This window comes from Tropicimonas marinistellae (genome assembly GCF_001509585.1).
Taxonomy (GTDB): Bacteria; Pseudomonadota; Alphaproteobacteria; order Rhodobacterales; family Rhodobacteraceae; genus Tropicimonas; species Tropicimonas marinistellae.
In genome coordinates this window covers 20,353-41,939 of sequence record NZ_LNCI01000012.1, presented here as the reverse complement: position 1 = coordinate 41,939, position 21,587 = coordinate 20,353, and the positions used below count along the sequence as shown (strand labels likewise).

The following is a 21,587-nucleotide window of genomic DNA, read 5'->3' as shown; positions in this document are numbered from 1 at the left end:
CCATGGCCTTTGAAGACCTCAAACATGCTCAGCGAGAACGCCTCGAATACCTTGATCGCCTGCTGTTCTGGGACGGCGCGGCGACGCGTGCCTCGCTCATCGACCGGTTCGGTATCTCAAATCCGCAGGCGGCGCTGGACTTCAAGGTCTACCTGGAAGCGTCTGGCGCAGAGGCGTTGCGATACGACCCCTCCTCGAAAAGATATCTTACCACGGAGGGGTTCACCCGCTTGTGCGGCCAAGCTTCCACGGACGAGCTCGAGGAACTCCTCGGCGTACGAGACCGGGCCTTGATCGAGACGTTGCCAGACCTTCAGCGCACGCAGACGGTAAAAACGTTCAGGCCACTCTACCGCGCGCTGCTCGCGGGTGAAGCCATCGAGATTGTCTACCAATCGATGCGAGATCCGGACCTAGAAACCCGATGGATCGCCCCTCTCCGTTTCGCCTCAGACGGTGTGCGGCTTCATGTGCGCGCCTGGTGCTACACGCGCCAGGACTTCCGGGATTTCATCCCGTCCCGCATCGATCCGTCCAGGTCCTTCGTCAACCGCCGGGAAGCGTCAGACGTCCCCGAGGACGTGGATTGGAACACCTGCGCGATCCTAAGGCTGAGGCCGCATCGTGATCTGACGGAGCAACAGAGACGGGTCGTGCGTATCGAGTTTGGGATCGAGGGAGAATGCCTCGAGCTGCGCGTGCGGAAAGCCCTCGAGTTCTACACGGCGCGGCGATGGGGACTCGATCAGGAGAACCCGCGCCTGGAATGTGTGTCCCGAGATTATCAGCCGATGACCGCGGCCGAGCACCATGCGTATTGACCTGGCGCGGACCGATCCCGATGTGAACATGGATCGGTTCTACCACGTCGAGCTGACCGACGGGCTGTTTGACATCGCGGGTGTCGAGCGTATCTGGGGCCGTCGCGGTACGCGCGGCCGGCATCGGGTGGATTGGTACAAGTCGCGGACCGAGGCAGTCTCCGCGATGTCCGCCCTGGTGACGGAAAAGAAGGCCCGAGGTTATGTCGAGATCAGCGCGACGTACGGCATCTGACGCGCGCAGCAATCGGACTGACCAACCCATCGGCGGCTCGGTCGCGATCGTCACTCTTCGACGAGCGCGCGGGCAGTCGCCCTGACGCTGGTCCTTATTTCCTCGACCCGCTTCCGATGGCTTTCCGCAATTAGTCGAACGGCGCCGTCAACGTCCCCGGGCGCCCTCGGGCCGTCGGTCTCAGACTGGAAGGGCGCGTCCGTCTCGGTCAACAGTCGCGCTAGCGGCACTGCTTCGAGCAGCGACCTGCCACGGGGCGACTTGAGCATCTGTTCGTTGACCGAAAAGTAGCAGCCGAGATCTATCGCCCGTCTGACCTCAGGGCCAGAGCCGGTGAACCAGTGAAGGACGGGGGTGCAGGTCCGATGCGCCCCGGTGCGCTCGATGACATCCAATACCTGTTTCGCGGTTCGGACGCTGTGTAGGCTGATCACCTTGTCGCCGAGCCGGGCGCACATGGCCATCGCACGTTCGAACACCTGAACCTGCAGCTCGAAGGAGGGATAAAAGCGGCGGCCGGCGTCTAGGCCGAGCTCGCCGATGAACCGCGCCGAGGGAGCGGCCTCCTCGAACAGCGCGAACTCGCCGGCCCGTTGGGCAACGAGTTGCGGGTGCAGGCCAAGGGCCGCATGAACATGGCGAGTCGTGGCCGCCATGGCCCGATTGCGCCCGAAAGCCTTCGGGGTGGTCGTGACCGCGAGCGTGATGCATCCGGCCCGGTCACATCGGTCAAAGGCCGCCCGCATATCCGGGCAGAGGTCGAGATGGCAATGGAAGTCAACCGGCGCGGCCCCCATGTCACCGACCATGTGCAACCCTCACTCCGCGCAAGATCTTGGAGACTTCGGCCATGCCGCGCCGATAGACGTCTACGTAGTCGTCCAAATCCTCAAGCTGCAGTGGACCTGGCTTCTGCACTAGGTATCGCGCCTTTGCGGGAGCGCGCCGCAGATTTTCGGCGGCGAACATGAACGAGCGGATGTTCTTGCCGTCCGCCGACCGCGAATCCAACACGTTCGCATGCAGGTCGTTCAGGAAGTATGGTGTCGTGTCGGAACTGTCGAGCCCGGCCGCGAGCGCGGCACGCCTGATAAGGCATGGCACGCACCTCCCGCAGTGTTGGGGCGGAACGCTCTCGAAGCGGACCTGGGCCGGATGCGAGCACGACATGGAGACCGGCGCGAGTTCGGCCAGGAGGTTCCTGTCAAGGCATTCTGCGGCCATCTCGCCTTTGGTCTTGAACCGGTATGGGTTTTCCAGCGTCGCGTCGATCCCGAGGCCCACCGCCAGTTCGGACATGGACTGGATAAAATGCGGGTGGGCAGTTCTGGTGCTCAGCGAGCCCAGCCTCAGGGCGTCCATCGGCACGTTGAGAGCGATGAGGCCGTTCTCGGGGATGAGAACCTTGTTGGTCGAGCCGACGGCATCCGCGGCGACGATCGCCAGGCTGTAGAACAGGAAGGATCTAGCCCTCTGATTGTTGTCGCTCCCCGCCTCGGCGAAGTCCGTCTTACGGAATCCGATATAGGCGCGGATCGAGGCGAACGCGTCGCCGTAACGTTCCTGCAAGACTTCCAAGAGTTGCCGCTGCGCGCTCGACGCCTCTCCATCCCAATAATGGCTGACCAGGAGCGGACGTTGGCCGGATGCGAGGAGGTCTATAGCTCCGATCAGGCTGTCGAGACCGCCGGAGAACAGGCTGACATACGAGAAATCGGTTAAATCCATCTCGTCCGGTTGACGGGCGATTTCCTCGTAACCCTCTGGCCTCGGCCTGAATACGAAAGCCCAATGATCGCCGGTGAGAAATCGCAGCATCGAGGAGAGACGTGCGGCGAATGCTGACCAAAGGTCCGGGTTCGCAACGGGGACGCTCAGATCGATTATCCGTGTCCACCCGTCGTCGGCATAGCGCTCACGCGAGATCCCGGTATCCGCCGCGTAGACGGCGGTGGCCACGATCATCAGATCGACGACCGTCTCGCTCGGCCGGGTGCCTAACTGAAACAGCCTTTCAAGCAGCTGGTTCATACCCCGATCGAGTGTGCCGAACGCATCAATCATATCGATCGTGATGTCGGTCGCGTCCGCATCCGGAGATACGTCGCCCTTGCCGAGCCTGATGAAAACACGCCGTCTCATTGCATAGTCTCCAACACGGCCTCGAGCATGTCGAATGTGTCGGCGTAAACTTCAGAGATACTGCGATCTATATCGGCCTGGGTCGATCTCGCATCGACGTCAAAACGGCTGCTTAAGGCGTCCCGGACCCTCCCCTGCGTGTAATCTCGGGTGATTTGCTCGGCCTCCCGGAAATCGGCGTCCGATGCCGAGCCGTGGAGCGCGTTTGTTCCGATCTCGTTCAACACCTTTGTCACGATACTGCGCGCAATCACATCGCATAGAAAGTCGTTCAGCTGATCGGCTGTCAGGTCGTCAAACGCGCCCGGATCTTCCTCTGCGAGATCAGCGATCGCTTCGAGCATGGCATCCCTGGCGATCGACTCGTCAATCGTCCCGCCCTCGGGGCAGATCGCGTCGGCCACGGCCTCAAGCACCTCGACTGCGGGCCTCCCGGCCAGACTTTCGAGATTGAAACGTGCGAGCGCTGCCTCGGCACCCTCGGTCGCGACGGCGCTAGCGAGACCCGCCACTCCCGACGCCACCCGCGTCGATGCCGGCATCCGCCTCGCAGCGGCGGCCCCCCCTCCCGCGCCCCGGACATAGCCACGCAACGCCCGACCGAGGGACTTGTTCCCGCCACCGTTCGTGAAACGAGTGAACTGACCGCGCGGATATCCGAAGCCGCCCGCCAGAGGCGATGACGCTGCCCCGTCGTCGGGCTGCTGACCTTCGGCGGCGTTCTCGCCGGGGGCCGCCTCGCCGTCAGGCGTTTCGGGGCCCTCAGCACCGCCGCCGGCATCCATCCCTGCATCTACGCCGTCAACCCAATCAGGAACGAGGCCCGACGACGGTCCCCCGTACGAACTTGACGTACCCATCAGCGCCCCTCCTTCCTTCCGGCCCGCTTACCTCCGGCAGCGAGCTGGAGCGGCGCGTTCTGGTCCAGCTTTGACCATTCCCGCTTCAGGGCCTGAAACTCCTTCTTCGCGCCGGTGTCCGTCAGGACCTTGTCCCAACCGGTGGCCGCCCATGGACCGAGCTGGCCCGTCGGCAATTCGGCGAGAAGGCGAACGGTCGGTGTCTGCAAGAACGGCGCGATCCGGCACAATTCGATGAGGCCGTCGACGCCCGCGGGCTTCCTCCGAAGCTCTGTTGTGGCCCTGACCCTCGATGAGACGACATCGAAGATCGGCTCGATCTCGCCCGGCGTGAGTTTCGCGATTTCGATCGCAGCCGCTCTGGCACCAAGGGTGCTGCCGCAGAGCTTCTCGATCCAATCTTCCTTGAGTGCGAGACCGGAGCCTGCCGTAAACAGGGCCTTCCGATCGCGCGATACGAACAGGTACGGCCGGAGATCTTCGCCCGTGAGCGTCGGCGTCATCGCGCCCCAACGCCGGACCCATTCACCGGCAACATGCTCCTCCCCGACGGGCGCTTCATCCGCCTTTTGAGCGGTCCCCTTGGTTTCCTTTGTCGCGGCGCCATCGGTTGCGACCAGACCGGCTTCGAGGGCGTCGATGGTCTTCGAATTTCCGCTAACTGCCGCCTCGGCTTCGATGCGCTCGAAGAAATCGTCCTTGAAACGTTCGGCGAGCATGAGTTTGGCGAGGACCGCCGGATTCACATCGTCGCGGATGCCACGCGCCTCTGCTATTGCGAGTCGCAGGTTCAGTGTGTTGAGGAACCGTTTTATCTGGCGGGGATTCCCGTGTGCGCCCTCGGCGAGCGGCAACGCCAGTTGGTCGGCAAGTATGAGAGCGTTCTCGACCTCGGGTGAAATCGCACCGAGGCCATCCTCGATGGCACCGCGGCTCAGTCCGCGCCCGTCCCAGGGGCGCCTTAGCGCCTCGCGCCCCAGTGCGAGCAGCCGCGCGAATTCTGATGATCCCGGCGGGAATGATCGTCCGGCCACCAAGAGCGTTAGATAGATCTTTGTCTCGACATATCCCAACGGCGGGAGCCGGAAGGGGACCTGGATCAGCTTTTCGAGATAGTTCCGAGCGTAGGTCGACGGTCCCGTCGAAAGGGGAAGGTCGGGGAAGTGGGTCCGAACGGCATACTCGATCATGCCCTCGTCGGCGGCGATCACGAAGGCGGCGCCGGGAACGAAAAGGAAAAGCCGGATGGCTTCGAGCGTCTCGATTGCGGTCGCGGGAAGGCATCGGTCGAGATCGTCGACCACGACAACGAGCCGGTCGATGTCCGCGGCCCGGAGCAGTTCCTCAAACTCCTGTCGGAACGCGTGAATGTGTGCGGGAAGGGTTTCGGCGTCTGCTTCGGCCAGACAGTCGGTGACCCCCTTAACAAAGCCGGTGACGTCTTCGACCGTCATATCAGTCCCGTCGGCCAGAAGCTTTTTGCCTGCACCGATCAGGCCGCCAAGCATGTCGGGTGACGGGATCCCCGTGAGTCCGGTCAGAGCCAATCCGCCGGCCTTCGAAGCGACCTTCATGAGATCAACACGCTTGAGGAGCCGTAGCGCTGCGTCCTTCACCTTGGTTGTTGTCGCCCGGTCGCGAAGCAGCTGCTCGACGATTGTTTCGATGACGACTGTTTTGGCGTCTTCCATGCCCTGGAACAGCCAGCCGTTGAACCGGACGACCGACGTCCTGTCATCCCCCGTGAAGGCTTGTTCCAGCATGAGGAGTACGCTCGATTTGCCCGCGCCCCAATCCCCATGAACACCGATGGTCAGCGGCTCGTCGCCGGCGTCCAGGATGACACGCGCGACCGTCGCCGAGACGGCCTCGGAATAGATCATGTCGGTCGCTGTCTCATTGTCCGGGATTATCATCTGATCTCACTTCGCCGTTCTGAAATATGGGTTTCGTTATTCTAAGTAGGTCTTTCGAAGAATCGACTTCTCGTTCCTTGTCTCGTTGCGTCTAATCTGGCTGACCGATCCGTTTTTCGAGGTTTGGGAGGTTTCGTCCAGACGATCATCTGAGTTCCCTCACCGGCACAAAAGCGCGGTTGGTCTCCGCCGCCCGACGCAATTTCTCCTCCAGTATTTCGACCAAGGACAGCCGGTTGTGAACCACTTCGTGCAGATCGAGCCCGTCGGCGCAGATGATGTTCGTGCGGCGACCGGAGCCGAATGCCTTCAGACCAACGTCGGAGAAACCCGAATTGCTGATGAAGAGGCCCCGGGACCAGGTCGCCTTCCCCGCGACCTTGCCCGCGAAGGTGAGAAGGTCTGACTGTCCGGTCTTGCCGGCGTGCCATTTGGCTTCGACGAGATACGTGTCTCCGTGCAGCTTGAAACTTCCGTCGATCTGCTCGCCGACCAGCTTGAATGGGCTGCGGGGCGTTAGCCCGTAGGCATCGAAAAGCTCTGTGAGAAACCGCTCGTATTCGTAGCCCCTCCGCTGCGGCGGATACTCGTAGAGCCCGACAAGCCTTTGCGAGAGACCCTTTGCGACCTCGTCGGTGGGCCGGGTGTCGTCCGTCCGCGCGGAATCTTCTCGCCGCGCATGCGGCCGGTGCAGGGAGTCCAAGAAGCCCTGTTCGTTCAATTCGGGTATCTTGATGGATAGCCGCAAGAGAATCTCGTTCAGCCTTGCTACCTCGTCGCGCGTCAGCGGCTCGCCCCTCCCCCGCCGCCAGGTCATGGATTGCCGCACGATAGCCAGGATGAGCGGGCCGAACTTGTGCCGTCTTTGGCCTAGCGCCGCTGACAGGAGTTGGACGATCGCGGGGCGTTTGCTTCCCGCGACCCAGAGGTCTTCGCATTGCACCTTCGCCGCGGCGAGCGGGAAAGCGGTGCGTGAGTTTCCGCTCGCCGGCAGGAAGTTGTAAAGGAGGTCGGCGAGATCCTCCACGGATTGTTCCTCCATCAGGTTCATGCCACCCCCCGCGACCCGGAGTGCAACACGGCCGGCGGACCTGGAATGATAGGGTTGGGAGTGTCGTCGCTCACCATTCTATCCCCAGTCTCGCTTTGGCCTCCGGCGTCCTCGCCCATGGGTCGCCGGGTATCTCGACAACTAGCTTTTCGAAGATGACCTTAACGGCGTGCCCGGTCGCATCGTCGTTGATGCCCGCGGCCGAGTCCGCTGACAACAATGGTCGCAGATCCATCAAGAGATTGCCCCTCGCGAGCTTCGCGAGCATCCGCTCCTCGGCCTGTGCGCGTGAGATCGGCGTGTCGCCGTCGGCCAGGTATTGTGCAAACACTTCGACGGTACGAGCGTGGTTGAGGCCGTCGAAGACCTCGAGGCCATGAGCCAGATCGTACAGGTCCCTGCCCTTGTCCCTTTGAAGGAGCGCACGCAGCTTGGTCGCCAGCATCTCCTCGTTCGAGAATGTCGCTATCGTCGTCGCACCCGAGAACCAGGGGTTCTCGACGGCGAAGGGCGCCATCAAAATCGGGTCGTAGGCCGCCACTTCACGCGTGTTGATTTCAAGCTTCAAGCGGATGGGATGTTCGCCGCCATCCTCCGCCTTGACCCGGAAGCGGAATTTTGGGGCTACCTGGCTCTGCTCGAAGCGGGCGGGACCGAGCCATGGCTCGAGGCGATCTCGCAACCTGTCCAGGATCGGACCGATCGGCCCCGCCGATGTGCGGACGAGATCGATATCCTCCGAGTAGCGGAGCGGTTCCGGGAAGTGCAGCTTGTTGAGGGCGGTTCCACCCCTGAATCGGAGCTCGGATGCGAGGAACGGATCGTCGAATATCTCCACCAGCGCGCGCGAGATGATCAGGTCTTGCTCGACCTGCCGCCGTTCGGCCCACGGCGCCGTCTGGCTCCATTCGACGATGTTCTGGCCCGGAATCATTCATCGACCTCCGGGACCCGACGGACGATGACCCGCCATCTCTGATCCCGCTCGACCGGATCGGACGCGAAGAGTGGGTCCTTCGCCTCTGCCCGATCGAGTTCCGTCCATGGCGGCTGACCCGGCGACATCAGCATCTCGTGCATCTTCCGCGTGATACTGCGACGGTCGAGGATGTCGAGCAGATAGCCCAAGCGCTGCGCGACCGGTTTCTCGAAATGAAGGGACAGGAATGCGAGTTGATCGCCATCGATCTTTGAGCCGAGGTCGGCGAGAACGGTGGCGACGTTGTCTATGCCCGCCGTCCCTCGCCCATAGCGAATGAGGTCGAGTGCGGTCAAAGCCGGCGAGGAAACCTTCATTCGTCCGGTATCGGTCTGGATGTCTTCGATCCCGTCGGCGACGACGGCCATCTCTTTTCGGTAGTAGAAGACGATGAGATTGCGGCCCGCACGAATCTTGGACATGCGCTTGCCGGTCACGACCTGGAACTCCATGACGGCTTGGTGGGTCGCGCCATGCAGTTCCGCAGCCTTTAGAAGGCCGACGTAGTAGGGTTGCTGCTCTTGCCGCATGAGCGGGTCGATGTACCAGGACGGTGGCGGCGCGCCCCAAGATGCGAATTGCGGCGGGACGACGACATAGAACCCCTTGCGCGGACTGATCAGTTGACCACGTTTTTGGAGACGCTGAGCGGCGTCGAGGAACGCGCCGCGATTGGTGCCGAGGGCCTCGACCGCCTCCTCCGCATCGAAGACGATCCGGCCCTTCGACTGAAGCTCAGTCACATATTCGGCAAGTGTCGTGCGCCTCTCATGAATCATGTACGTAAATCCGCATTTTCTGCGGTTTAAGCTACATGATGTTTTCCCTGGAGCCAAGTCGTGGAGAAAATTCCGCACATCTTACGGATTTCCCAACATGATTCCTCATCCTGAATGCGCAAGAATGCATTCATGTAATTGATATTGTTACGTTTTGTGTGGTTGAGGGCGGGTTTCCCCGCCCTCCGATGGCGTAGATCACTCCGCAGCCATCATCGACGCCTCATCACCCGGCAGGTCAGAGGTGAGGAAGGCAGGCAGGTCGACATCTTCGGCCTGATCGGCGTCGGAAACGGGCTCAGGCGCCCCCTGCCCTTCCGCACTGTCGAGTGCTGCCAGATCGTGACGGCGAAGAACCTCAGGCAACCAGCCGCTGCCTTTCAGCAGACGCTCGGCTTCGGTCGCCATCTCGCCCTTCTTCAGGTGATCGAGGAGTTGCGCAGTCCCCTCCCCTTTCGCCTCGCGCACGGCCTCGAGGATCCGGGCCTTGGGCACGCGGTTCAGGTAGGTATCGACCGTCGGCTCCCAACCCGCCTCGACCATGTCGAGTTCGACCGCTTGTGCGACCAAGTCAGACTGGGTCGTCCTCCTGGTCAAACCGCTGGCGGAGATACCGGCACCATAGGGGTTCACCTTCTCATGGAGCGCGTTGATCCCGAAGCTGAGGCAATGCGCTAGCAACGAGAGCCGGGTTCCTTGATCGAGGGAAACAAGGTAGTCCCAAAGAACGGCATCGTCGCCAAGCGGCAAGTCGGCCTCCCACTCCGCGTGACGATCGTCCACCAGCTTGGCCACCACGCTGTCCTTCAGATCGCTCGCCTGCGCCGACATGTAGACGTGACGGACCGAAGCCTCGAGGCAGCTGCCGGTCGAATTGGATGACCGGAAGGTGTCATTGACGAGCTTCAGGAGCAGCAGCGTCAGGGCGACGTCAGGAGAACGCCCGACAGCTTCCCGCAGCGCCAGGGTTCGGTGCGCCGTCAGCTCCATGACCAACCGCTCGGGCAAGGGCTTTAGTGCACCATCGTCCTCGTCGTCGGGCACGTTCGCGCCAAGCGCCTGACCAGCGGAAGTGATCACCGTGCTATGGCCGACACCATCCGCGCTGCGCCCCGTTGAAAGCTCAGCGCCCTGCCCGCCTACAGCCTGTTCACCGCTGTGGACGTCGGCGTCTTCCCGAGGCTCATCCTCGGGCCGCACAATGCCCCGATAGACGACAAGCTCGCCATAGCGATCAAGCGTCACGAAAGCCCCTGCCCGCGCGATCTCCTCATCGTCGAAGATCAACGGCCGAGCCTCGAGCTTCTCCATCGCGACTTCCAACGCCCCAAGACGCACGTCGATCTCTTCGGGGAACTCATCCTGGCCCTCGTATTCCTCCTCGAGCGCCCGGTACTCGGCAAGCAGCTTGGCATGGGCCGCGCCTTCGTCATCCGTCATCGGCGCCGGGTCTCCGCTCAGCCGCCGCAAACCGTGGCTATAGCCATAGGGCAGGTCGAGCGAGACCTCGATCCATTTCCAGCCCTCGGTCGCGATGGCTTCGGCTTCAGCCTGAAGCTTCTCGCTGACCAGACGATCGAGCAGGGCAGGGGCCACGGCGGCGAGTTTTGGGCGTTGTTTGACCACCTGCGGGGTTACGAAGAAGGCGCGGAACTGATCAATCGGATGCAGGGCAACGCGTTGCATGTTCTCAGCGAGCGAGTCGTCTTCGCCAGACGTTTCTGCTTCGCCAGCAGCGACAGAGCCTGGAAGCGCCGACCACCGGCGGGGATTTCGAACTTGCCAGTCTCGGAATCATCCTCGGCCAGTTCCTCGATGGAGACGCCGGCCTTGATGTGCCGAACGTTGGACTGGCTCAGCACGAGCTTGTCGAAGGGAATGTCCCTGGACGGAGACAGGGTGACTTTCTGGGCAGATTTCACCATCAGATCTTGTCCACGACGGGCGCCGGAAGCCACTCTCCCGATCTCACTTCCCGTCACCCCCTTCACAACCCCGCTCTCCTTCGGCCGTAGTTGTCCGCGGACAATTTTTTGGCGGAAGCAGTATGGCACTTTCGTTAAATCGGTTGTGCTTGTGCCCGAGAGAGACGCCGAACAAGCTGTTCTGGAACGAAGTCAGCGCTGTTTCTCCCAGACGTTATCGACCGAAAATAGGCACCGACCTTTTGGACCTTTTCGTGGAACTGCATGATCGCCCAGACGGTAAGCGCTGTCCCTTCTATGCCCAGCTGTTCTTGAGCATCTTGGTAGTTTCTCGAGTCTATCCCGAGCATTGGCGCGAGAGTTCGTGCGTGGGAAACCACGTCGGACATAGTCTTCACTGGTGTGAGTGAAAATTGGGCTGCTTCAGGGCAGGCGCTAAGGATTTCGTGAACGCTAAGGGGTATTGTGTTTGGATGGGATGGTCGAGTTTTCGGTGTGTGTTGTCCTCTTTTATCAATATGTTCTTTGTTTGAGTTATGATGGTGGCGGACATTTTGGCCGTCTCTGCCGGACATTTTTTCCTCTCCGGCGACGACTGCTTCACAAGGTTGTTCGGCGTCCATGGCCTCGACGTCGAGGCCAGCCAAGAGGCTGCAGCATTCATCCAGTGAAAGGTTTCTGCGAAGGGTGCGTATAGCGATTAACGCATCAACGTCGTCGGGTTCGGCTTGCAGGATGTCGTTTGCTGCGGCTCGTATCTTCGCTTTGAGATAGGCGATCTGGTCGTTTTCGCGGACGGCCTGGGCAGCAAGTTCTGCAAGCTCTGGGAAGCGTTGAAACAAGGGTGTGAGGTCGAACCCGAACCGAAGGGCGGTGCCTTCGGTTACGTTTCGCTTGCTGAACCTTTTTCGATTTGAGCTATCACGGCGAACAAGCAGCCCGAGTTCTTGGAGAATGGCTGCGTGGCGCCTTATCGTTCGGTCGGAAATCCCATTTCGCCGGAACGCAAGTGTGGCATTCGATGCGAAGACGGTGTTGTGTTGCCTTTTCGGCGGAAGGCACGAGAGCATCGCGTCGAGCGTCGCAATGACTGATGCTTTCAGACCCATCAACGGAGCAGCCTGGCGCAGTGTGTCGATGATGATGTGACGTTCGGGGCGGGCGTTGTCCGCGGACAACAAGATCTCCGTCCGCTCTCCAACGGAGGCGGATGCTTGAGTAAATGCCATGAATTTTTCACGACAACCGGTCGGGAAAGGCCCAGATCCCCCGATTTCTTGAGAAAAGGCAACAGATCATCGATCAACCGAATCGGTTGTTATTGACTGCTGCGGAGAAGCTGGTACATCTGAGGGTGCTAAGAACAGATTGGGCTCTCCGGGGATGACCTTGGGGGGCTCTTTCTTTTCTGGCTGTTTCTCGTGCTCCTTTTTGTTGCTCTGCTCGCCTGTCTGTCAGCCGGACTGCTGGTCCGACTTCCACGCCTCATAGAGACGTTTCAACTCAACTTCTGCGTTGTCTCGCATCCATCGAGCGAATTCCGGGGTATCAACTTTGGGCATTTTCACGGTCAAAGCGCGCGGGCTATCCTTGACCTCTGCAAGTGTCTTGCCGTCGCTTGAGATAACCATGTGCGCCGCGGACTTTGTGGACCTCGCGGGTTTGCCAAGTCTTGAAATGGCGTCGCTGACGCGCGCAAAGCGGTCGTCCGAGGTAGGGATCTGATCCAGGCCCAAATCAGAAGCCATCCGAACTAGGTCAGCACTGCTGTCCTTCACCTTGTCAGCTAAGTCTTCCCAGCGGCGGCGGCCGACGCCGTGTGCCGAGCCGATCAACTGTATCACAGTCTCCGGTATCGTGCGGGCAACCTTAGTCATTCGCGACAACATAGGCTTGTCGATGGCAAGTGCGTCGAGGATCACTGGCTGATCGTAGCCATTGTCGCTCAGCTGCGCGGCGAACAACGCCTTTTCAATGAAACTAGGATCCAGTCTGTGTGAGTTTTCTTGGCCTTGGGCAAGGATCGCCTCCTCGTCCGAAAGAGTGCGCACCAAGGCTCTGGCCGGTACTCTGATCGATTGCAGGGCCCGCAGTCGGCGACGACCATAAACGATCTTGTAGCGACCCGGTTTGTCCGCGAGCGGGCGGACCATGATCGGCACCTGCTGCCCATGTTCCTTGATGCTCGCGGCAAGAGACGCGACGTCGGCATCGGAGAATGAAAGCCGGTCTTTCGGCCCGTCTTCCTCGATGAGATCGACCGGAATTTCCCGTACAGCGTTGCTGGATAAATCCTTCAGGGTCGATTTCACACCGCTCATCGCACCGGTGTTGGGGAAACGAGGTTTGAGGTCAGCCGTTGCCACGTCCTCGGTCGTGTCCGGTGGGGGAGGGGGCTGGAAAAGGTTTCTACGCGCCATTACTCGACTGTCCTCCCCCAAGCCTGTTGAATCGTCTTTTCGAACTCGTCTGCGACGCCGTTTACACTTTCGAGTATCCTGTCCAAGGTCTTCTTGACGACCTGGCTCGGCTCTAGTTCATAGATCGTCTGCTGCGTCATCCCAGCGTCGGAAATGGCAGTGGATTTCAGCATGGGCGTGGTGAGTACCTGGTCGAGCAAAATTGACCTTAGGAACCCAGCCATCTGCGATTGCGGGACATCGGTCGGTTCGAACCTCGCGACGAGGTACTTGAGGAACGACCAGTCGATCGGTCCTGTCGCTTCCTCCAAAGTCCTGACGGTTTCTCCCGCCATCTCAAGAAATTGGGCCATGGAGGCGACGTCCAGCATACTCGGCACGACGGTAATCAGGAGGCCGGTTGACGCAAGCAATGCCGTCATCGTCGTGAAGCCCAACTGCGGTGGGCAATCGATGATCACCAGATCGTAGTTGGCCTCGATCTCATCGAGCGCAATGGCCAACCTCTGAGTGAACGGAGGATCGACCTTGTGCTGAAGCGCGTAAGCCGTCTCGGTTTCATATTCAGACAGCAACAATCCGGCTGGCGCGAGGTCGAGGTTATGGAAGTAAGTCTTGCGGACGACCTGGCTCAGGGGAACCGGATCCTCGTATTTCAGGGCGTCGTACACCGTGCCGCTTTCGGCAAATTCGATTTCTGGGCGGTATCCGAACATAGTCGTTAGGCTGGCTTGGGGATCCATGTCTACGGCCAAGACGCGATACCCTCTGAGGGCATAGCGTTGGGCCAGATGAATTGCCGTCGTCGTCTTACTCGAGCCGCCTTTGAAATTCACGATGGAGATGATCTGAAGTCTGTCGCCATCCCGCCGGCCTGGCAAGTAAGCTTCTCCGTTGCGACCGGTCCGCGCCATCACTCTGCGGATTTGGTCGATCTCTTCAGCGGAATAGAGACGCCTGCCGCGTGAGTCTGTTTCGACTTCGGGAAAGTCGCCTTCCTGATGACGCGTTCTCAGGTTCGACATGCTGATGCCTGTCAGCTCCGAGACCTCTGCAGGGTGAAACTTGCGCAGCATCTTTCTGCTTTCCGGCTGAAAGCTGTTGCGCATATGATGGTTGAGGGCATCCGACAGACGCGCGGCGTTGGCAGAAATGGAAGCTGCAATTGATTTTGCGCCTGGGAAATCTGCCTTGCTGTTCATGCTGCCCTCGTGACCTCTTGATGGGTCGATTGTGTTTCGACGCTAAAGTGCGCGATTTTCGCTTTTTTGCGACTACAGCACTCATGACACGCAACTTATCGCCAGACAACAATTTTTTTGAAGGCGGAGGGCGCGAACTCGAGCTGGTCGTGCGTTTGGGTGAGAAAAAGTGTTCTAAGTGTCGATTGGATAAGGATAAATTCCAGTCCGCTCTAGTTCGTTGTCGAACATGTTGTGGTTTGGGCGCAGCCGACCCCTAGGTGTCGCGGCGAGGTCTTTCGGCGAATCGTAGCTTCTGAAGGATTGCGCGATTGGCACCGAGTCGCCGATTAGACGAGCCCAAGTCGCTCGGCCCGCTCCAGTAGCATTCTGACTGAGGAAGGCTGCCAGCTGGTGCGACCGCGAGGGGTGCGCTCACGCATGGATTCCAGTCGGTCGCAGATTGCCTGCAAGGTGATCTCGGGGTCAGCACCTTTGATTGCCGCGACAATCGCAGGCAGGCGATCGTCGGTTTCGCGACGTCCAGCGCGTCCAAGCACTTCAGCGGGCAGGAACCCGTCCCGCACATATGCCTTCACAGCGCGGAGTAAACGGCTTTGGGTCCAGTGGCGGCCGTGGGGCAGCGGGCCATTGATGATCCGCAGGACGTCCTCCCAAGCCATATCGGGGCGCAAACGGCGCACATGGGGCACCCAATCCTGCGCAGTTTCGTTCAAGCGCTCCATGTAGCCGTCCTGTCGCGCCAGCCGCACCTTGCGCAGCGCAGCGGGATCCTTGGCGCGCAGCCCAGGATTGCCACCAACGCGCCCTTTGGCGCGCGCAGAGGCAAGCCCGGCCTTTGTGCGCTCACGTATTAGCGCGCGCTCGAACTCGGCCGCGGCGCCCAGAACCTGCAATGTGAACTTGCCCTGCGGGGAAGCGGTGTCGATGGGGTCCTGCAGGGAGCGGAAGAAAGCTCCCTTGGCCTCCAGACGTTCGATCACCTCGAGCAAGTGCGACAGAGACCGCGCAAGCCGGTCGATCCGCACAACGACCAGCGTGTCGCCGCTCTGGACGCGTTCGAGCACGCGTGCCAGCACCGGTCGCGCGCGATTGCCGCCCGAGGCGTGCTCTTCGAAGATTTCGACGCAACCCGCAGTTTGGAGGGCCTCAGACTGGGGCAGGGGGGTCTGATCCTCTGTGGAGACGCGCGCGTAGCCTATGAGGGGCATGAAATCGGGCCGTTTGCAATTTAGGGTATCGCTACTAAACGACCGGTTGAACGAGACACCTGCCGGAAAATCTTGTCGTATGGCAAAGTTTGCCATACATGTGTTACGACAAGGAGACCAAGATGGGCACCATGAATATTTCTCTGCCGGACCCCATGAAGTCCTGGGTCGAGGAGCAGTCCAGATCGGGCCGGTACGCAAATTCAAGCGACTATGTGCGCGATCTGATCCGTCGTGACCGCTTGCGGTCGGAGGCAATCGCTGAGATCCAGGGCGCTGTCGATGTTGGCCTTGCCAGTGGTCCGGCCGAAGCGCTGGATCGCGTCGCGTTCAAGGCCCGAATGCTCGAACAACATGCCGGGAAATGACGGCTGGTCTATTCGGCCCGCGGCCGAGGAAGATCTTTCCCAGATCTGGCGCTACGGCGCCGACACTTGGGGTGTCGAGCAGGCGAACCGTTATGCGGATGGCCTGTTTGCTCTCTTCGACCTGCTTGCCAGGTTCCCTGAAATGGCCCGTGAGCGCGCCGAGTTTTCGCCTCCGGTGCGGCTTCATCCCAGCGGTGCGCATCTGGTGATCTATCGGCAGGAGGAGCAAGGGGTGGAGATCATCCGCATCCTGCATGCCCAACAGAACCTGACGGGTTTTCTGCTGGAGGGATGACCGGTCACAGCCCCGCGGCCCTGGTCAGGTTCACCCGGAACCTGTCGCGCCGTCGCTGGTAGCGGCGGGTCATTTCGGCCGAGACGTGCCCGAGATGCTTCTGGACGTAGCGCTCGTCGACTTCCGCCGAACTGGCGAGACCGGCGCGCAGGGAGTGACCCGAGAACAGCGCAAGTCGCTCCTTCTCGGGCAGGTCGGCGCGGATGCCGGCGTCGAGCACGGTTTGCTTCACGAGCCGGGCGACGTGCTTGTCCGACAGCCGGGTTTCCATCGCGCGCGTCCCATCACGCGAGCACCGCACGAAGACCGGTCCGAAATCGATCTTCGCGAAGTGCAGCCATTGCTCAAGCGCGTGCACGGGACAGCTCTGCTCCGAGGATCCGCGCCCGATCTCGACCTCGCGCCATCCTGTCTTCGCATCGAGCGTCAGCAGCGTGCCGCCGCCATCCCTGCCGTCCAGTATCTCGATCCAGCCGCCGGAATCCGGTGTGTCGTCCTTGTGCACGTCGAGGCTGACGATTTCACTTCGGCGCAGGCCGCCGGCATAGCCGATGAGCAGGATCGCCCGGTCCCGGAGGCCGCGGAGATCGAAGGGCAGGGTGGCCACCATCGCCAGGATGTCCTCCGGCAGGATTGCCTCCTTCTGCACCGGCGGGCGGGCATGTTTGCGCCGGATCCCGGCCAGCACCGTGGCGATGTGGCGGTCCTTTCGGGCGAGGGTGAAACCGCGCTGCGCGTAGTTCCAGGAAAGCCCCGACAGGCGGCGCTCGATGGTCGCAACGGACAGGGCAGGGGTGTTGCCCGTCGGCGTGGCCAGGTCCGCAACGTAGAGGCCGATCATCTGCGGCGACGGGGGCAGCGGATCTGTGCCTTTCAGCCGGCACCAGCGGGCGAAATGCTTCCAGTCGGCGGCATAGGCCTTGTTCGTGTTCTTGGCCGCCGAAGCCTCCGCGTAGCCCCGGGCGGTATCGACCAGACGGTCAAGTGTGCCGGAGCCGGCGACATGAGGGGGCAGGGAGATGGTCTCGCTGGCCGCTTGATCTCTCTCGTCGATCGGAGCATCGTCTGTCGTGCCAGAGGGTGCTGAAGTCGATTTCTCGCGTTCTGGCGCCATCTTCTCCCCACAGATTCACTATTCCTGAGACTGTGCAGCAGCGTATCGCCAAAACGTCCGATAATGCAATATTATTGGACATGATGGGATCCCGCAAGGTGGGGCGGTTTATCCCACATTTTCTTGAAGAAAGCGCCGCGGCGGGGTAGGGTACGCGCAATGAACAACGAGCAGCCGATTCCGTATCACGACATTCCAGACCTAGCCCGAATGCCCGGATGGGTCACGAGGGATCTGGCGGAAGATGTTGAAACTGTTGCCTTTCGGTCAGGCGCTGCGCTGGCGGTGCTGCAGGAGCATCTTGGCGGGTATCGGGACGATGTCCCGCAGGATCTGGTGCGGGACCGGTTGGCGCTTGAAGCGGCGGAAGCGGGGCTTGTCCGGGCCGGGAGGTCGGAGCGGGCGGCGGAGATCCGCGATGAGGTTCATCTTCAGCGGGCGGGGGAGAGCCTCGGGCCGGCGGGGACGATGTTCCGGGGCTGGCGGCGGGTTGCGCGGCTGTCGTTGAAAGGGATCTGGCGGGCGCGGCTGGCGGAGACACTCGCTGTGGCGGAGGCGCTGATCCTAACCGAGCCGGACCCGGCGCGCAGCCCGGTGGAGCAGGCGGCTCTGCGCCTGGAGGCTGCTTTGGCGGGGGAGGTTGCCGCGGAGGCGGCGCTGATGCTGGCGGATTGCGAGCTGTCGAAGGCGCTTGGCTGGCCCTTTCCGGCGCCGCTGCTTGGGCGCGCGTTGAGGCGGGCGGATTTGCGGAAGGAGGGCGTGGAAATGTCGGTCGCCTGCCATCGGGCGGTGGTGCAGTCGGCGGTGCGGAGCGTGGCGCTGTCGGGGGATCTGACCCGGCGTGCTGTAAGGCTGCGCGCGGTGGCGCCGAAGTTGCGGGCGAAGGGGGCAGGGGAGGCGGTGCGGCTGTTCCTGTCGGAGGATGCGGTGACCCCCTCGGTGGCGCTGTCGCCGGTGATCCGCGGCAGCAAAGTCGCGATGACCGGGCGCTCGGCGCGGCGGCTCTGCGACCGGCTGGTGGCGCTCGGCGTGGTGCAAGAACTGACCGGGCGCGAGGCCTTCCGGCTCTATGGGCTGTAATCATGGCACGGTATGATAAGGCGTCACTGGACCGGGAGTTGGAGGGCCTACCAGCGGAGCTGCGCTGGCGGGAATGGATGCGGCGGGTGGAGGCAGTTTTGTTCGCGTCGTCATCGCCGGTGTCGCGCGAGGCGCTCAAGCGCGTGGTGGGGCAGGGGGTGTCGGTGGAGCTGCTCATCGAGGATCTGGCCGCTGAGCTTGAGGGGCGGGTCTATGAATTGACCGCGGTGGCCGATGGCTGGGTGCTGCGCTCGCGCCCGGCCTATTCGGAGGTCATCAAGGCTGCATCCAACGTCGGGGATCAAGCGCTGGACCTCTCCGAGTTCGACCTGGCGGTGCTTGCCGCGATTGCCTATCGCCAACCGGTGACGCGCAAGGCGCTCGGAGAGATCTTCGGGAAGGAGGTAGGCCGGGAGGTGATCGGACGGCTGAGGGAGCGGGATCTGATCGCACCGGGGCCACGGAGCCCGTCTCGTGGGGCGGCTTTCACGTTCGTAACGACCAAGGTGTTCTTGTTGGCGTTCGACTTGCGGAGCCTGGACGATTTATCGGATCGGGAGGTGACGCAAGGTGAGCAATGGTAATGAAAGGATAGTACGTATCTTGAACTCGGTTGCAGCTTTTTTCACGCCATATGACATCAGATGACGCGACCACTGTCTCTTGTGGATGGTTGCGGACCCGGCTCGGTACGTCGATGCCGTAAGGGGTGGTCACATCATCAAAGCCGACTACATCCAAAAACAGATCTTGAAGCTCTAGTTGCTGTAGGGACTATGTACTCACGAGATAAACGAATCTCGAGGTCCGCCCATGCCTTCCGATGCCCACAATCAAGAACAATCGTACGCCGCGCAGGAGCGCGTTAAGAGCTGTTGCGGAGGCGGGCAAAGCTGCGGTGATATCGCTTCCGAGACGCCTGCGCCGTCGGTCGGGCGGAGCTTTCAGGTTTCCGGCCTCGACTGCACCGAAGAAGTGGCGATCCTGAACAAGGTCGTCGGACCGAAGGTCGGCGGGGAAGAGCATCTGGCTTTCGATGTCATCAACGGGCGAATGATCATTCTCGACAGCGCGGAACGCGTTTCAGACGCCGAGGTGGCGAAGTTGGTCGCGACCACCGGAATGAGTGCAAAACCCTGGGATGCCGGGACTGCATCGGAAGATCAGGCGACCCATCTGGCCCGGCAGCGACTTTTTACGGCCCTCAGTGGCGGCTTCTGGGCGGCGGGTTTTCTCTGGCATATCTTCGAGACGGGCATGGGTGGGGCTCTCGGGCTCTTTGCAGGCCATGGAGAGGCCCAGATGCCAGTGGCCGAAGCCGTGCTCTTCGCAGTCGCGATCATGTTCGGTGTCTGGCTCGTGGCCCCGAAGGCGTGGTCTTCTGCGCGGCGACTGTCGCCCGACATGAACCTTCTGATGGTGGTCGCGGTTGCCGGAGCCATAGCCATTGGCGAGTTCTTCGAGGCGGCGACGGTTGCCTTCTTCTTCTCGCTGTCGCTCTATCTCGAGAGCTGGAGCGTCGGGCGGGCGCGCAATGCGGTTTCTGCGCTTCTCGATTTGGCGCCGCCGACGGCAAGAATTCTATACGATGACGGCTCGGAAGCCGATGTTCCGGCTTCCCTCGTTGCCATCAACGCACGGTTCGTGGTGCGCGGTGGGGACAGAATCCCGCTCGACGGCGAAGTCGTGGATGGAGCGGGGGCCGTCGATCAGGCTCCGATCACCGGTGAAAGTGCGCTGGTTCCAAAGGAGCCTGGCGACGAGGTCTATGCCGGCACGATCAACGGCGAAGGCACCCTGACGGTGCGGGCAACCAAGGCGGCCTCGGATACGGTCCTCGCCAGGATCATCCGCATGGTGGGCGACGCCCATGCTCGCCGTGCACCGGTGGAACAGTGGGTGGCCAGGTTCGCGCGCATCTACACGCCCATCGTGATGGTTTTGGCCATCGCCATCGCGCTGTTGCCGCCGCTCCTCTTTGGCGGGGCATGGGATTACTGGTTCTACAACGCACTCGTGCTCCTTGTGATCGCCTGCCCCTGCGCGCTGGTCATTTCGACCCCGGTTTCCATCGTTGCCGCACTGACAGCCTCAGCCCGGGCCGGTGTTCTCATTAAGGGCGGAGCCTATGTCGAGGCGCCGGGCCGGACCACGGCATTGGCGATGGACAAGACCGGTACCATCACAATGGGCGAGCCGGAGGTTGCTGCAGTGCATCCGTTCGGCGGGGCCTCAGTTCGCGATCTGCTGACGCTTGCGGCAGCCCTGGAGGCGCGGTCATCGCATCCGTTGGCGCTTGCAATCCTCTCACGGGCCGAGTCCGACGGCATCGCCGTGTCGGCGGCCGCAGACACGCGCACCGTGCCCGGCCGGGGACTGGAAGGACTGGCAGGGGGCCGGTCGGTCTGGCTCGGGTCAGATCGGTTCGCCGACGAGAAGGGATTCGGAAGCGCCATTCCGACCAACCTTCGAGACCGGATTGAGGGAGCTGGTAACACGCTGGTGGCCGTCGGCGACGCAACCGGTGTGATCGGCATCCTGGAACTGCGCGACCGGATCCGGCCTGACGCCAAGGGTATTGTCGCACGGCTTCATGCGCAGGGCGTGAAGACCATAGTCATGCTGACGGGCGACAACGAACGCACCGCGCGAGCCGTCGCCGCCGAGGTCGGCATCGACGAGGTACGTGCCGAGCTTTTGCCAGAGGACAAGGTGGCGGCCATCGAGGAACTGGTCGAAAGCCACAATATTGTGGCCATGATCGGCGACGGGGTGAACGATGCCCCTGCCATGGCGCGGGCGCACTACGCCATCGCAATGGGCGCCGTCGGTTCGGACGCGGCCATCGAGACAGCGGACATCGCCCTGATGACGGATGACATCGGCAAAGTCCCGTGGCTCATTGCCCATTCGCGGCGGACCATGATGATTATCCGCCAGAACATCGGTGTTTCGCTGGCGACCAAGGGCGTCTTCGTCGTCGCAACCGCCTTTGGCATGGCATCGATGTGGGGCGCAATCGCTGCGGATGTCGGCGTCTCGTTGCTCGTGGTCGCGAATGCCTTGAGGTTGCTGAATGGTCACAAGGCCAACGTACCGCCATCGGGCGGCGAGCAGTTAGGTAGACAGGTGGCAAAGGGAGCGCTTGTTCACGGGCATTGATGGGTCATCATTTGCACTGTAGCGTCA

General features: G+C 61.6%; 19 protein-coding genes and 1 pseudogene. 7 read left to right on the top strand and 13 right to left on the bottom strand.

Annotated features, from left to right (window positions below; genetic code table 11):
• Nucleotides 1-2 precede the first annotated feature (2 nt).
• Nucleotides 3-821, top strand: coding sequence for a BrxR family transcriptional regulator (locus ARC39_RS21515; protein WP_068117734.1), 819 nt, complete (start codon nucleotides 3-5; stop codon nucleotides 819-821).
• On the top strand, nucleotides 811-1,056 hold the full coding sequence (locus ARC39_RS21510; protein ID WP_068117731.1) for a WGR domain-containing protein: 246 nt from the start codon (nucleotides 811-813) through the stop codon (nucleotides 1,054-1,056). The genes ARC39_RS21515 and ARC39_RS21510 overlap by 11 nt, the downstream gene beginning before the upstream one ends.
• Before the next feature lie 50 nt (nucleotides 1,057-1,106).
• Here the strand turns inward: ARC39_RS21510 and qatD are convergent, their stop codons facing one another.
• The 12 genes and pseudogenes from qatD to ARC39_RS21450 all read right to left on the bottom strand — a co-directional run bounded on the left by qatD (nucleotide 1,107) and on the right by ARC39_RS21450 (nucleotide 15,541).
• Entirely contained in the window at nucleotides 1,107-1,865 is a 759-nt protein-coding gene (gene qatD / locus ARC39_RS21505; protein ID WP_068117729.1) for a Qat anti-phage system TatD family nuclease QatD, read from the bottom strand.
• Nucleotides 1,855-3,198 carry a Qat anti-phage system QueC-like protein QatC gene (gene qatC, locus ARC39_RS21500; RefSeq protein WP_068117727.1) on the bottom strand — a complete coding sequence of 448 codons (1,344 nt, stop codon included), beginning with the start codon at nucleotides 3,196-3,198 and terminating at the stop codon, nucleotides 1,855-1,857. The genes qatD and qatC overlap by 11 nt, the downstream gene beginning before the upstream one ends.
• The gene (gene qatB / locus ARC39_RS21495; protein WP_068117724.1) at nucleotides 3,195-4,058 is read right to left on the bottom strand and encodes a Qat anti-phage system associated protein QatB; all 864 of its coding nucleotides are present in this window, start codon (nucleotides 4,056-4,058) and stop codon (nucleotides 3,195-3,197) included. Before qatB ends, qatC begins: the two co-directional genes overlap by 4 nt.
• Nucleotides 4,058-5,974, bottom strand: coding sequence for a Qat anti-phage system ATPase QatA (gene qatA, locus ARC39_RS21490; RefSeq protein ID WP_068117721.1), 1,917 nt, complete (start codon nucleotides 5,972-5,974; stop codon nucleotides 4,058-4,060). The genes qatB and qatA overlap by 1 nt, the downstream gene beginning before the upstream one ends.
• A 145-nt stretch (nucleotides 5,975-6,119) precedes the next feature.
• Nucleotides 6,120-7,025, bottom strand: a complete 906-nt coding sequence (locus ARC39_RS21485) for a restriction endonuclease (RefSeq protein WP_068117717.1) — start codon at nucleotides 7,023-7,025, stop codon at nucleotides 6,120-6,122.
• A 70-nt stretch (nucleotides 7,026-7,095) separates the two neighbouring features.
• A complete protein-coding gene (locus ARC39_RS21480) occupies nucleotides 7,096-7,959 on the bottom strand; it encodes a nucleotidyl transferase AbiEii/AbiGii toxin family protein (protein WP_068117714.1) in 864 nt (287 codons plus the stop codon).
• Nucleotides 7,956-8,783: a type IV toxin-antitoxin system AbiEi family antitoxin domain-containing protein gene (locus ARC39_RS21475; RefSeq protein WP_068117712.1), complete on the bottom strand. Its 828-nt coding sequence runs from the start codon at nucleotides 8,781-8,783 to the stop codon at nucleotides 7,956-7,958. Before ARC39_RS21475 ends, ARC39_RS21480 begins: the two co-directional genes overlap by 4 nt.
• A gap of 198 nt (nucleotides 8,784-8,981) precedes the next feature.
• Nucleotides 8,982-10,708: pseudogene (locus tag ARC39_RS21470) on the bottom strand (ParB/RepB/Spo0J family partition protein).
• 134 nt (nucleotides 10,709-10,842) lie between these two features.
• A complete protein-coding gene (gene repC, locus ARC39_RS21465; RefSeq protein ID WP_068117709.1) occupies nucleotides 10,843-11,937 on the bottom strand; it encodes a plasmid replication protein RepC in 1,095 nt (364 codons plus the stop codon).
• 225 nt (nucleotides 11,938-12,162) lie between these two features.
• Nucleotides 12,163-13,128, bottom strand: coding sequence for a plasmid partitioning protein RepB (repB, locus tag ARC39_RS21460; protein ID WP_068117706.1), 966 nt, complete (start codon nucleotides 13,126-13,128; stop codon nucleotides 12,163-12,165).
• Nucleotides 13,128-14,330, bottom strand: a complete 1,203-nt coding sequence (gene repA, locus ARC39_RS21455) for a plasmid partitioning protein RepA (protein WP_068117703.1) — start codon at nucleotides 14,328-14,330, stop codon at nucleotides 13,128-13,130. Before repA ends, repB begins: the two co-directional genes overlap by 1 nt.
• Nucleotides 14,331-14,659: 329 nt before the next feature.
• Nucleotides 14,660-15,541, bottom strand: coding sequence for a recombinase family protein (locus ARC39_RS21450; protein ID WP_068117701.1), 882 nt, complete (start codon nucleotides 15,539-15,541; stop codon nucleotides 14,660-14,662).
• A 122-nt stretch (nucleotides 15,542-15,663) separates the two neighbouring features.
• Here ARC39_RS21450 and ARC39_RS21445 point away from each other — a divergent pair, with 122 nt between their 5' ends.
• Together ARC39_RS21445 and ARC39_RS21440 are read left to right on the top strand one after the other, a co-directional pair.
• Nucleotides 15,664-15,909 (top strand): type II toxin-antitoxin system ParD family antitoxin, encoded by a 246-nt coding sequence (locus ARC39_RS21445; RefSeq protein WP_068117965.1) that lies wholly within the window; start codon nucleotides 15,664-15,666, stop codon nucleotides 15,907-15,909.
• Nucleotides 15,896-16,204 carry a type II toxin-antitoxin system RelE/ParE family toxin gene (locus tag ARC39_RS21440; RefSeq protein ID WP_068117699.1) on the top strand — a complete coding sequence of 103 codons (309 nt, stop codon included), beginning with the start codon at nucleotides 15,896-15,898 and terminating at the stop codon, nucleotides 16,202-16,204. The genes ARC39_RS21445 and ARC39_RS21440 overlap by 14 nt, the downstream gene beginning before the upstream one ends.
• Nucleotides 16,205-16,208: 4 nt before the next feature.
• Here ARC39_RS21440 and ARC39_RS21435 read toward each other — a convergent pair whose 3' ends face one another.
• A complete protein-coding gene (locus ARC39_RS21435) occupies nucleotides 16,209-17,318 on the bottom strand; it encodes a tyrosine-type recombinase/integrase (RefSeq protein ID WP_068117696.1) in 1,110 nt (369 codons plus the stop codon).
• A 159-nt stretch (nucleotides 17,319-17,477) separates the two neighbouring features.
• On the opposite strand from ARC39_RS21435, the gene ARC39_RS21430 reads away from it, so the two are divergent.
• From ARC39_RS21430 to ARC39_RS21420, 3 genes are all read left to right on the top strand, one after another.
• Nucleotides 17,478-18,398: a DUF1403 family protein gene (locus ARC39_RS21430; protein ID WP_068117694.1), complete on the top strand. Its 921-nt coding sequence runs from the start codon at nucleotides 17,478-17,480 to the stop codon at nucleotides 18,396-18,398.
• 2 nt (nucleotides 18,399-18,400) lie between these two features.
• Nucleotides 18,401-18,982, top strand: a complete 582-nt coding sequence (gene scpB, locus ARC39_RS21425) for an SMC-Scp complex subunit ScpB (protein WP_068117689.1) — start codon at nucleotides 18,401-18,403, stop codon at nucleotides 18,980-18,982.
• Between the two features lie 229 nt (nucleotides 18,983-19,211).
• Entirely contained in the window at nucleotides 19,212-21,560 is a 2,349-nt protein-coding gene (locus tag ARC39_RS21420) for a heavy metal translocating P-type ATPase (RefSeq protein ID WP_078059405.1), read from the top strand.
• Nucleotides 21,561-21,587: the final 27 nt, after the last annotated feature.